Raw genomic sequence first — 12,496 nt, forward strand, 5'->3', positions numbered from 1 at the left:
TCCCGTCAAGCGTGGTGGTTGAAGTAATCGATCGCGGCGCTTCGCCGGCTGCCCGGCGAAACACCCGAGCATGATCGTGCGGCCGTTGCGTCAATCGTTCGAATCGTGGAACACGGCTGCGATCACTTCAGCACCCGCATGGTCGACTGCGGTGCGCGACGTCGCGCGGCACGCGACGTGACAGGAAGATGACATGGTGCGGCCCCCGGCTCTCATTGAATTTCACTGCGTCTGTTTTTGGGCGCTACGGTAGCAGACGGCCGGCGGCCCGGCAATCGCGATGCCCGGTCCGAATCGGCCTCTTCACAATTGCAAACGATTCTCATTACGTATATCATGCGCATCCTCCGCGCGACGCAGCAAAGGCGCTGCGGTCCGCGTCATCGTCCTTAGCACTCCGCCCATTCATCGATTCATGCCATCCCGCCGAACGCCCCACCGCGCCCGGACGCTTCGTCCGTGGCGCGCGAGCCTGCCTGCCCTGATCACGCTTTGCGTCGCAAGCGGCGCGCATGCGGATGCCGAACCTGCCGCCACGGCTTCGGCGGCCACGTCCTCGCCCTCGTCGACGCCCGCGCGCCCCGAACGCGAACTGCCGACGATCAGCGTCAGCGCATCGTCAGCCGTCGATCCGACCGTCGGCTACCAGCCGCGCACGAGCAGCGTCGCCGGCGGCGACGATCGTCCGCTCAAGGAGATTCCGCAATCGGTCGCCGTGGTCAGCAGCAGCGTGATGCAGGACCAGCAGGCGCGCTCGCTCGACGACGTGCTCGGCAACATCAGCGGCGTCACGCAGACCAACACGCTCGGCGGCACGCGCGACGCGTTCATCAAGCGCGGCTTCGGCTCGAACAACGACGGCTCCGTGCTCGTCGACGGCGTGCGCACGCCGGTGCTGCACAGCTACCTCGCGACGATCGACCGCGTCGAAGTGCTGAAGGGCCCGGCTTCGCTGCTGTACGGGATGCAGGACCCGGGCGGCGTGATCAACCTCGTCACGCGCAAGCCGGAGGACACGTTCGGCGGCTCGATTTCGGCCTCGCGCACGAGCCACGGCGGCAGCAGCGCGCAGTTCGACCTGACCGGCCCGCTCGGCAAGCCGGGCCAGGTCGCGGGCGGCACGCTCGCGTTCCGGCTCACCGGCGAATACGACACGAGCCGCTACTGGCGCAGCTTCGGCCGCGAGCGCAATGCGCTGATCGCGCCCGCGCTGTCGTGGCACGACGCGAACACGTCGATCGACGTCAACTACCAGTACGTCGACTACACGATGCCGTTCGATCGCGGCACGGTGCTCGTGAACGGCCGCCCCGACGATGCGCTGCGCTATCGCCGCTACGAGGAAGCGTGGGCGCAAAGCGGTGGCATCCAGGAAACGCTGCGCGCGCGCGTCGAGCACCGCTTCTCCGACGCATGGCGCGTGCGCGCAACCTACGGCTGGGGCCGCGACCGCTACGATCAATACATCGCCCGCGCGACCGCGTTCAACAGCACGACCGGCGCGCTGTCGCGCTCGTCCGACGCGAACCTCGGACGCAACGACTCCGACCAGATCGCGACGCTCGGCCTGCTCGGCAACCTGACGCTCGCGGGGATGAGCCACGCGCTCTATGTCGGCGGCGAATACGAGCGGCAGCGCAGCTTCCGCGGCGACACGATCCGCGGCACCGCGACAAAGGGCTTCGATCTCTACGATCCCGTCTACGGCCTGCTCGCGCCCGGCGGCACGGTGAGCACGAAGCAGAGCGATTCGCTCTCGAAGGTCCACACGTACTCGATGATCGTGCAGGACTCGGTGAAGATCACCGACCGGCTCACCGCGGTCGGCGGGCTGCGCTGGGAGGACTGGCAGCAGGAATCGGGAATGGGGCGGCCGTTCGTGTTCGCCGACCGCTCGCGCGGCAACGTGTGGCTGCCGCAGTTCGGGCTCGCGTATGCGCTCACGCCGTCGCTGACCGCGTATGCAAACGTGAGCCGTTCGTTCAAGCCGAACGTCGCGTCTAACGTGGCCGCGCCGCTCGCGCCGGAATTCGGCCGCGTGCTGGAAGCCGGCCTGAAGTTCAGCCTGAAGCCGGGCATCACCGGCACGCTCGCGGCCTATCAGATCGACAAGCGCAACGTCGCGGTCACGGTCAACGACATCACGTCGACGATCGGCACCGCGCGCTCGCGCGGCATCGAACTCGACGTCGCCGGGCAGCTCACGCGGCACCTGAGCCTGATCGGCAGCTATGCGTACACGAACGCGTACGACCGCGACAGCAACACGCCGCTCGTCAACGTCGCGCGCCACACCGGCAGCCTGTTCGCGGTGTACGACACGGCGATCGCGAACCTCCCGGGGCGCTGGCGCTTCGGCGGCGGCGCGCGGCTCGTCGGCGCACGGCCCGGCGACACCGCGAACAGCTTCACGCTGCCCGGCTACGTGACCGTCGATGCGTTCGCGGCCTACGAAACGACGATCGGCAAGTTCCCGACGCGCATCCAGCTCAACGTGAAGAACCTGCTCGACAAGACCTACTATCCGTCGAGCAACAGCAACCTGATCGTCGCGGTCGGCGAGCCGCGGCTCGTCACGCTGACGACGACGGTGTCGTTCTGACGCATCTTCGCGCCGGGTGGCCGGGGCCGGGGCCGTGCCGCGCGCCCCGGCCGGCGACACGAGCCGATCTCAGCCGCCCGCGAAATCGAGCAGGATCTTGCAGCTTTTCTCGGGATTGCGCTCGGCCATCTCGAACGCCTGCGCGACGTCGCGAAAGCCCACCTTGTGCGTAACGATGTGCTCCGGCTGGATCAGCCCGCGGGCAATCCAGTCGATCACCTGCGGGAACATCGCGCAGTTCAGCCGCGATGCCGCGAGCGTCAACTCCTTCTTCGTCAGCTCCGCCTGCACGATCGCCGACGGCTCCGACGAAAACCCGAGCACGCCGATCCGGCCGGCCGGCGCGGCGATCCGCACGGCCTCCTCGAGAATCGACGGATGGCAGACCGCATCGAAGATCAGCGTCGGGCCGCCGTCGACACCGCGCTTTTCCAGCGCGTCGGGCAACGACTCGACGCTCGTGTCGATGATTTCGTCCTCGGCCGCGCCGCACTTGCGCGCGAGCTGAAGCCGTGCGTCGAGCCGGTCGGTAATGAATGCGCGAATGCCATACACGCGCTTGAGCACCTGCAGGATCGTCAGCCCGACCGTGCCGGCGCCATAGATCAACGCGACGTCGCCCGGCAGCACGCCGGTGCGCGACGTCGCGTTCGCGGCCACCGCGAACGGCTCGACGATCGCCGCGCAGGGTTCGGCGATCGCGTCCGGAATCCGGTACGCATTGCCGGCCGGCACACACGTGTACTGGCTGAAGCCGCCGTCGCGATGCACGCCGAGCACGGTCAGGTGCCGGCAGACGTTGCGCCGGCCGATCGTGCACGCGTGGCAATGCCCGCAGCTGATCACCGGATCGACCGCGACGGTCTCGCCGAGCCGCGCGGCGTCGACGCCCGCGCCGACCGACTCGATTGTGCCGACGAACTCGTGGCCGATGATGCGCGGATACGACACGAACGGATTCTTGCCGTGAAAGATGTGCAGGTCCGACCCGCAGATGCCCGCATAGCGCACCTTCACGCGCACTTCTCCTGCGGCTGCCGCGGGCAGCGGCACCTCTCGCACGCCCATGCTGTTCGGACGATCGACAACGACGCTCAACATTTCGGTTCTCTCCTTCCGGTCTTCGGCGCTCACCAATTCCACATCGATCCGTCGCGCAACCGGGCGACCGGCAGGTACGCGCGCTCGTATGGATATTTCGCGGCCAGCGTCTCGTCGATGTCGACGCCGAGGCCCGGCACGTCGTCCATCACGAGATAGCCGTCCTCGAAGCGGTAGCTGTGCGGAAACACTTCGTCGGTCAGCGCGCTGTGCGGCATCAGTTCCTGGATGCCGAAGTTCGGCGCCCACAGCCCGAAGTTCACGGCCGCCGCCATGCAGACGGGCGACAGGTCGGTCGCGCCGTGGAAACCGGTGCGCACCTGGTACATCGCCGCGTAGTCGGCGATGCGCCGTACGTGCGTGATGCCGCCCGCGTGCACGATGGTCGCGCGGATGTAGTCGATCAGCTGGTCGCGGATCAGGTCCTTGCAATCCCAGATCGAGTTGAATACCTCGCCGACCGCGAGCGGCGTCGTCGTGTGCTGGCGGATCAGGCGAAACGCGTCCTGGTTCTCCGCGGGTGTCGCGTCCTCGAGCCAGAACAGGCGATGCGGCTCGAGATCGCGACCGAGCCGCGCGGCCTCGATCGGCGTGAGCCGGTGATGTGCGTCGTGGAGCAGGTGCGGCGCATCGCCGACCGCGTCGCGCACCTTGCGGAACAGTTCCGGCGTGTGGCGCAGGTAGAGCGCGGTGTCCCACGGCTCCTCGGGCGGCAGCCCCTTCTCGGCGGGCTCGTACGCGCCTGCCGTCTTGCCGACACCGTACACCTTGTCGAGCCCCGGCACGCCCGACTGCACGCGGATCGCGCGGTAGCCGGCCTCGACGTGCGCGCGCACCGCGTCGACTGCTTCCTCGTGATCGCGCCCGTTCGCGTGGCCGTATACCATCAGGCCGTCGCGGCTCTTGCCGCCGAGCAGCTGATAGACGGGCATGCCCGCGAGCTTGCCCAGGATGTCCCACAGCGCCATGTCGATCGCGGCAATCGCCGTCATCGTCACGGGCCCGCGCCGCCAGTACGCGCCGCGATACAGGTATTGCCAGATGTCCTCGATGTTGCGCGGGTCGCGTCCGACGAGGCACGGAAACACGTGGTCTTCCAGGTACGCGCGCACCGCGAGCTCACGCCCGTTGAGCGTCGCGTCGCCGAGGCCGTAGACGCCTTCGTCGGTCACGATCTTCACCGTCACGAAATTCCGGCCCGGACACGTGACGATGGTCTGCAAGCGTTCGATTTTCACTGCGCTCCTCCAGCGGGCGTTTCAGTCGACAAAGTAATGAGGCGCGCGGCTGCGCACTTCCGGCAGATGCGAGCCGATCCGGTCGACGTGCGCCGCGACCGATGCGCCGAGCAGCGCCATGTTGCGCGACGCGATGTGCGCAAGGATCTGTTCGTGTTCCTGCAGCGCGCGGCGCGCGTGATCCTCGACACGGTCGAGCAGCAGCCAGCGCACACGGTCGAACTGACGCTTCATCGGCTGCAGCATTTCCCACACGTGCGGCCGGCCCGCGAACGCGAACATCCGGCCGTGCATTGCCTCGTCGAGATCGAAGAACGCTTCGACGTCGCCCGCGGCGACCGCCTCGCGCTGCGCGTCGATGATCCGCGACAGCTCCGCGAGCTGCGCCGGCGTGATCTTCTGCGCGAGCTCGACATGGTTCGCGCATTCGAGCGTGCTGCGCGCGAAGCGCCCTTCCTCGAGGATCGACACCGGAATCGGCGCGACCAGCGTGCCGACCTTCCGGATGATCTGCACGAGCCGCTCGTCGGCGAGCTGCGCGAACGCTTCGCGCACCGGCGTGCGGCTGACCTTGATCGTCGTGGAGATCACCGCCTCCGACAGCGCGGTGCGCGGCGGCAGCGCACCGCGCACGATCGCGTGGCGCAGCAGCGCATGCACCTGCTCCGTATACGACCGGCTCTCGTCCAGCGAGAACCCCTGCAACGCCGTGACCACGACGTCCGCTTCTTCCAGTGCTGCCGTTTCGCTCATGGTTGCGATGGATCCGACTTGATATCGATAGCTACCATGGTACATAAGCAGCCCATTTCAGGCGATCTAGCGTTTACACCGATAACTTCGCCGTAAAACTCGAAATAACCTGCATGCATTGCCGTATCTACCATGGTACAAACCGTTACCGACCGTCATGTTATCTGCCCCCGATTTTCTGCGCACCGCGCCGCCCGGCACAGGCCGTCCCGGTTATGACCGGCAGGCGGTTCGCACGGGTATCGTCCATCTCGGCCTCGGCGCGTTCCATCGCGCGCACCAGGCGCTGCATACGGAAACGGTGCTCGAACAGGGCGACCTGCGCTGGGGCATCGTCGGCGTCGAACTGCGGCGGCGCCATACCGTCGACCTGCTCGCCGCGCAGGATCACCTGTACACGGTGATCGAACGCGATGGCCAAGGCGCGCGCGCGCGCATCGTTGGTGCGGTGCACGACGCGCTGTTCGCGCCCGAATCGCTGCCCGCGCTACTGGCGCTGATCGCCGATCCGGCCGTGTCGATCGTCAGCCTGACCGTCACCGAGAAAGGCTATTGCCGCCGCCCCGGCGGCGGTCTCGATACCGACGATCCCGCGATCCGGCAGGATCTCGCGACGCCCGGCACGCCGCGCACCGCGCTCGGCGTGATCGCGGCCGGCCTGCGCCTGCGGCCGGCCCATGCGCCGCTGACCGTCGTCTGCTGCGACAACATGACGTCGAACGGCGACACGCTGCGCGCGCTGCTGATCGACTACGCGGAACGCATCGACGGCGCGCTCGCGCGGCGCATCCGCGACGACGTCGCATTCCCGAACAGCATGGTCGACCGGATCGTGCCGGCCGCGACGCCCGAATCGCTCGACTGGGCGCACGCCCATCTCGGCGCGCGCGATGCGGCTGCGATCGTCTGCGAGCCGTTCTCGCAATGGGTGATCGAGGATCGCTTCGCCGGCCCGCGCCCGCGCTGGGAAGACGCCGGCGCGCACCTCGTCGGCGACGTGCGGCCCTACGAAACGATGAAGCTGCGGCTGCTGAACGGCTCGCATTCGGCGATCGCGTATGCGGGACAGTTGCGCGGCCGCGCGACGGTGTCCGACGCGATGGCCGATCCGGCGATCGCGGCGCTCGTCGACGGCGTGATGACGCGCGACCTGCTCGCGACCGTCGACGTGCCGTCCGGATACGACGCGCACGGCTATTGCGCGACGCTCGTGCAGCGCTTCCGCAATCCGACGCTCGCGCATCGCACCGAACAGATCGCGATGGACGGCACGCAGAAGGTGCCGCTGCGCTGGCTTCCCGCGCTCGCCGAAAGCGCGCGGGCCGGCGTCGAGCGGCCCTATCTGGAACGCGCGCTCGCGCTCTGGCTGCACTACCTCGCCAACGCGCGCGACGAATCGGGCCGCGCGCTCGCGGTCGGCGATCCGGGCGCGGCCGCACTCGGCGCGGCGCTGTCGGCAGCCGGCGATGCCACCTGCGCGGTTCGGGCTGCCCTCGGCAGCCTCGCGCTCGCCGGTTCGGCGGCATGGCCTGATGCAGTGATCACGCGCATCGGTGCCCATCTCGCGACGCTTCGCGCGAGCGGCACCGATGGGCTGCTCGCACCGTTGTACGCGCGCTGAACGACCGCTTACCCCGGTTCGCGGGACTCCTGAGCGAACCGCGCAGTGCCCTGCCCGCCGACGCACATGCCGACGCGGCAAACGATCGACAAGACAACCATGACAGCCGGCCCACCGGCACGAAGGAGACGGACATGAAGCAGAAGTCGCAGGCGTGGTTCACGGTATTCCTGCTGTTCCTGGTGTATGGCATCAACTATCTCGACCGCGTCGCGCTGTCGATCGTCGCGCCGATCGTGCAGACCGATCTCGGCATCGACGCCGCGCAGATGGGCCTCGTCTTCAGCACGTTCTTCATCGGCTACGCGCTGTTCAATTTCATCGGCGGGCTCGCGTCCGACCGGCTCGGGCCGAAGCTCGTATACGTGCTGTCGGTCGGGCTGTGGTCGGTGTTCTGCGGAATGACCGCGCTCACCGTCGGCTTCGTGAGCCTGCTGATCGTGCGGCTGCTGTTCGGCATGGCCGAAGGGCCGCTGTGCTCGGCCGCGAACAAGATGGTCAACAACTGGCTGCCGCGCGACGCCGCCGCGACCGCGATGGGCCTGCTCAGCGCCGGCTCGCCGCTCGGCGGCGCAATCGCCGGGCCGATCGTCGGCCTGCTGGCCGCGCAGTTCGGCTGGCGACCGGCGTTCTGGATCGTATGTGCAATCGGGCTCGTGTGGGTCGTCGTGTGGATGATGTCGACCTCGGACCGTCCGGCCACGCAGGTCGGCGACGCAGCGGGTGCGCCCGCAGCGACACCCGCCGCCGCGCCCGCCCACGCAGGTGCCGCCGCCGGCCCCGCAACGCCCGCACACACGCTGTCGCATTACGTGCGCCAGCCGCGCATCCTCGCGACGGCCGCCGCGTTCTTCAGCTACAACTACGTGCTGTTCTTCTTCCTGAGCTGGTTCCCGAGCTACCTCGTGCGTGCGCACCATCTGAACATCAAGGAGATGAGCGTCGCCACCGTCGTGCCCTGGCTCGTCGGCACGGTCGGCCTCGCGTGCGGCGGCGCGATCTCGGATGCGCTGTACCGGCTCACCGGCAACCTGCTGCTGTCGCGCCGGATCGTGCTCGTCACCTGCCTGCTCGGCGCCGGCGCGTGCGTGGCCGTCGCGGGCGCCGTGCAGTCGACGCAAGGCGCGGTTGCGCTGATGTCCGTGTCGCTGTTCTTCCTGTACGTGACGGGTGCGATCTATTGGGCGATCGTGCAGGACGTCGTGCATCCGGCGCGCGTCGGCGGTGTCAGCGGCTTCCTGCATTGCATGGGCAGCCTGTCGGGCGTGATCGGGCCGGCGGTGACCGGCTTCATCGTCGAGCGCAGCGGCTCGTTCGCGTCCGCGTTCGTGCTGGCCGGCGCGATCGCACTCGCGGGCGCGGTGCTGGCCGGCGTGTTCGTACGCAACGCCCGGCCGTCGGAAGTGCTGCGCGAACGCACCGCACACTGAGCTTTCAAGGCTGACGAAGGCCGCGCGGCGCCGCATGAGTCGGCACCGCGCGGCCTTGTCGTTTCATCCAATCATCGCGCCCTCGAATATCTCCCATCCGATATCGCGATTTCCGCTGTCGATCGCGCGCCTCTAGACTGGCTACGCGACGGCGACGCTGCGCAGCGGCACGCCCCCACGAAAACGATATGGGAGAGTTCGATGTCCGACCGGGATGCGCGCCGCGGCGCGCTCAAGACACTCGGCCTCGCGGCCGGCACGACGCTGCTCGGCGCCGCGCGCACCGCGCACGCGGCGACACCCGAATCCGGCACGCTGCTGGCCGGCGATGCGACGCGCCTCGCCGACCTCACCCGCCGTCTCGCGGCCGTACCGAGACGGCGCGACTTCAAGACGGTGCCGATGATCGTCGAGCGCCCCGATCAATGGGATCACGCGGCACTCATGGAAGTGATCGGCTATCGCGGCGGCCCGAAGCAGGTGTGGGACAACACCGAGCTCGGCGGCCCGTGGCTGAACCTGATGCGCAATGCGCTGAACGCGCAGGTCTGGGGGTTTGGTCACCCGGACTTCCTCGTCGTGTCGGCCACGCACGGCGCCGCGCATCTCGCGCTGTTCGACCCGGCCGCGTGGGACAAATACGGCCTCGCGACATTCGCCGGCGCCGCGTTCGCGACCAACACGCTGCTCGCCGCGAAACCCGCGCAATCGAAAGACGCGAAGGATCGCGAACTACCTGATGGCGCGTTCTCTCGCACGACAACAGCATCGCCGCGCTGCAGCAGCGCGGCGTCGTGTTCCTGGCATGCCACAACGCGATCTGGGAGCTCGCGGAACGGCTCGACCGCGCGAATGCAAATCCGGACAAGCTCCCGCTCGACGCCCTCGCCGCCGATCTCACCAACCACGTGATTCCGTCCGCGATCGTCACGCCGGGAGTGGTCGGCACGCTGCCCGAGCTGCAGCACGCCGGTTTCACCTACGCGAAATGAGGCGCCCGATGACACCGATCCGCACGCGCTCTCCGTTGCGACGCCGCTGGTGCATGGGGCTGCACGCCACGCTGGCCGCGCTCTGCTGCACGTCGGCGCTGTCGCTCGCCGCCCCGGCCAATGCTTCAAACAGCATCTTTCCGCCATGGCAGGACGGCCGCAACAACGACGCGACGAACCGCGGCCTCGAATTCACGGTGCCGCAGGTGGACGTGCTCGCAGATTTTCACGGCGACCTCACCGCGCCGAAACTCGTGCTGTACGTCGGCGGCAACTACTTCTTCGCGATGGCGCCGCTCGTCGCGCAGTTCGAGACCGACCATCCGGAATACCGCGGCCGCATCTACTGGGAAACGATCCCGCCCGGCCTGCTCGTGAAGCAGATTCACGCGGGCGGCACGATCACCGTCGGCAACATGACGTGGACGGTCGAGCCCGACGCGTATTTCGCCGGGCTCGGCAAGATCGACGAACTGATCGCGGACGGCACGCTCGACGGTCCGGCCGTGCCCTACGTGACCAACCAGTTGACGATCATGGTGCGCGCCGGCAATCCGAAGCACATCGCGTCGCTGAACGATCTCGCGCGGCCCGACGTGAAGCTCGCGATGCCGAACCCGGCGTTCGAAGGCGTCGCGCGGCAGATCCGCGCATCGCTCGTGAAAGCCGGCGGCGATACGCTCGCGCGCACCGTCTACGACGACAAGGTGCGCGCCGGCACGGCCGAGCTCACGCACATCCATCATCGGGAAACCGCGCTGTTCCTGATGCAGGGGCGCGCCGACGCCGGCGTGCTGTGGCAATCGGAGGCGGCATTCCAGGAACAGGTCGGGCATCCGCTGATGCACATCGACATTCCGGCCGCGCACAATACGACGGCGATCTATGCAGGCGCGATGGTGAAGCACGCGCCGCATCCGGAAGCCGCACGCGCGTGGCTCGCGTACATCCGGTCGCCCGAGGCGTTCCGGATTTTCGCGCGCTACGGCTTCGGGCGATACGACGCGACGGCACCGACACCGCAGCTTGCGCCACGGCAAGACCGGCCCGACGCGGGCTGACCGCGCAATTGCGCACGCCACAAGACAGACAACAAGGAGGGGACCCGTGAACGATTCGGTCGACACACCGCGACGCCGGTTCGCGCCGCTGCTGCTCGCCGCGGCAGCGCTCCTGGCCGGCAATGCGCGCGCGGACGACGTCGCGCTCGGCAAGGCCATCGCCACCCGGGGCACGACGACGGGCGTGCCTGCATGCATCGGCTGCCACGGCGCCCAGGGCGAAGGCAACGCGGCCGCCGGCTTTCCGCGGCTCGCCGGCACACATGCCGCCTATCTTTCGGCTCAACTCGCCGCGTTCGCCGACGGCAGCCGCCAGAATCCGGTCATGCAGCCGCTCGCGAAACTGCTGTCGCCGCGCGATCGCGACGCGGTCTCCGCGTACTTCGCGAGCCCGCCCGCGCCGCCCGCCATTGCCGCTTCCGACGCCGCGTCGATCGACCCGGCGAACACCGGCGCGTGGCTCGCGACGCGCGGACGCTGGTCGCAGGGCCTGCCCGCCTGTGCGCAATGCCACGGCGCGGGCGGCCTCGGCGTAGGCACCGCGTTTCCGCCGCTCGCCGGCCAGCCGGCCGCGTACATCGCGGGCCAGCTGAACGGCTGGAAGCGCGGCACGCGCGCGCCCGGCCCGATGGCGCTGATGCCGATGATTGCCGGCAAGCTGTCCGACGCCGATATCGACGCGGTGGCCGCCTACTATGCGCGCGGCGGCACCGCGAACGGAGAACAACGATGATCGACCGCTCGATGCTGGTCCGCGGCGCGCGTGCCGCGCTGCTCGGCGCGGCCTGGCTGCCCGCGCTCGCGTGCGCGGCCGCGCCGCAGGACGCCCCGGCCGCCGCTTCCGCCTCCGCCGCGGCCACCGTTCCCGCGACGACGACGGCGAAGTCGTTCTCGCCGCCGCCCGAATCCGCGATACCCGCCGACGACTTCGGCAAGACCGTGAAGCTCGGCGAGCAGATCTTCCTGCACACGCCCGAGCTCGCGGGCAAGTACGTCGGCAACAAGCTGACCTGCGCGAGCTGCCACCTCGACGCGGGTCGCCGGCCCGATTCGGGCCCGATGTGGGCCGCCTACCTGCTGTACCCGGCCTACCGCATCAAGAACGGCCACGTGAACACGTTCGCCGAACGCCTGCAGGGGTGCTTCAGATACAGCATGAACGGCAAGGCGCCGCCGGCCGGCGATCCGATTCTCGTTGCGCTCGAAACCTATTCGTACTGGCTCGCGCAGGGCGCGCCGGTCGGCGCGAAACTGCCCGGCCAGGGTTTCCCGAAACTGCCGCCGCCCGCGCAAAAGGCCGACTACGCGCGCGGCGCCGCCGTCTACACGCAGCACTGCGCGCTGTGTCACGGCGCGGACGGCCAGGGACAATCGAGCGGCGGCAAGCCTGTCTTTCCGGCGCTCTGGGGCGCACGCTCGTTCAACTGGGGCGCGGGGATGGGCGACATCCGCAACGCGGCCGGCTTCGTGAAGGCCAACATGCCGCTCGGGCTCGGCGGCACGCTGACCGATCAGGAAGCGTGGGACGTCGCGACCTTCATGGACAGCCACGAACGCCCGCAGGACCCGCGCTTCACCGGCTCGGTGCAGGACACCCGCGCAAAATTCCACGACACGCCCGACTCGATGTACGGACGCGAGGTGAACGGCCGCGTGCTCGGCGCGCCATGAGACCGGGCCGGCCCGGGCGGCGCCGCT

At 68.8% G+C, this 12,496-nt stretch carries 9 protein-coding genes and 1 pseudogene; 7 read left to right on the top strand and 3 right to left on the bottom strand.

Going from position 1 to position 12,496, the window contains the following annotated elements; genetic code table 11:
- Window positions 1-415: 415 nt before the first annotated feature.
- Entirely contained in the window at window positions 416-2,602 is a 2,187-nt protein-coding gene (locus tag NQV17_RS31630; RefSeq protein WP_257775274.1) for a TonB-dependent siderophore receptor, read from the top strand.
- 69 nt (window positions 2,603-2,671) lie between these two features.
- Here the strand turns inward: NQV17_RS31630 and NQV17_RS31635 are convergent, their stop codons facing one another.
- The 3 genes from NQV17_RS31635 to NQV17_RS31645 are packed head-to-tail and all read right to left on the bottom strand — an operon-like array spanning window position 2,672 to window position 5,694.
- Window positions 2,672-3,703: a Zn-dependent oxidoreductase gene (locus NQV17_RS31635; RefSeq protein ID WP_257775275.1), complete on the bottom strand. Its 1,032-nt coding sequence runs from the start codon at window positions 3,701-3,703 to the stop codon at window positions 2,672-2,674.
- A 29-nt stretch (window positions 3,704-3,732) separates the two neighbouring features.
- On the bottom strand, window positions 3,733-4,941 hold the full coding sequence (gene manD / locus NQV17_RS31640) for a D-mannonate dehydratase ManD (protein WP_257775277.1): 1,209 nt from the start codon (window positions 4,939-4,941) through the stop codon (window positions 3,733-3,735).
- Between the two features lie 21 nt (window positions 4,942-4,962).
- Window positions 4,963-5,694 carry a GntR family transcriptional regulator gene (locus NQV17_RS31645; protein WP_257775278.1) on the bottom strand — a complete coding sequence of 244 codons (732 nt, stop codon included), beginning with the start codon at window positions 5,692-5,694 and terminating at the stop codon, window positions 4,963-4,965.
- A 157-nt stretch (window positions 5,695-5,851) separates the two neighbouring features.
- Here NQV17_RS31645 and NQV17_RS31650 point away from each other — a divergent pair, with 157 nt between their 5' ends.
- The 6 genes and pseudogenes from NQV17_RS31650 to NQV17_RS31675 all read left to right on the top strand — a co-directional run bounded on the left by NQV17_RS31650 (window position 5,852) and on the right by NQV17_RS31675 (window position 12,469).
- The gene (locus NQV17_RS31650) at window positions 5,852-7,315 is read left to right on the top strand and encodes a mannitol dehydrogenase family protein (RefSeq protein ID WP_257775279.1); all 1,464 of its coding nucleotides are present in this window, start codon (window positions 5,852-5,854) and stop codon (window positions 7,313-7,315) included.
- A 134-nt stretch (window positions 7,316-7,449) separates the two neighbouring features.
- Window positions 7,450-8,745, top strand: a complete 1,296-nt coding sequence (locus tag NQV17_RS31655; protein ID WP_257775280.1) for an MFS transporter — start codon at window positions 7,450-7,452, stop codon at window positions 8,743-8,745.
- Between the two features lie 201 nt (window positions 8,746-8,946).
- Window positions 8,947-9,737, top strand: a pseudogene (locus tag NQV17_RS31660) (transcriptional initiation protein Tat).
- An 8-nt stretch (window positions 9,738-9,745) separates the two neighbouring features.
- Complete coding sequence (locus NQV17_RS31665; protein WP_257775282.1) at window positions 9,746-10,798, top strand: substrate-binding domain-containing protein; 1,053 nt, start codon at window positions 9,746-9,748, stop codon at window positions 10,796-10,798.
- Window positions 10,799-10,844: 46 nt separating this feature from the next.
- Complete coding sequence (locus tag NQV17_RS31670) at window positions 10,845-11,531, top strand: c-type cytochrome (RefSeq protein WP_257775283.1); 687 nt, start codon at window positions 10,845-10,847, stop codon at window positions 11,529-11,531.
- Window positions 11,528-12,469, top strand: a complete 942-nt coding sequence (locus NQV17_RS31675; RefSeq protein ID WP_257775284.1) for a c-type cytochrome — start codon at window positions 11,528-11,530, stop codon at window positions 12,467-12,469. Before NQV17_RS31670 ends, NQV17_RS31675 begins: the two co-directional genes overlap by 4 nt.
- The last annotated feature ends 27 nt before the right edge of the window (window positions 12,470-12,496 follow it).

The organism is Burkholderia sp. SCN-KJ (assembly GCF_024656005.1).
Lineage (GTDB): Bacteria > Pseudomonadota > Gammaproteobacteria > Burkholderiales > Burkholderiaceae > Burkholderia.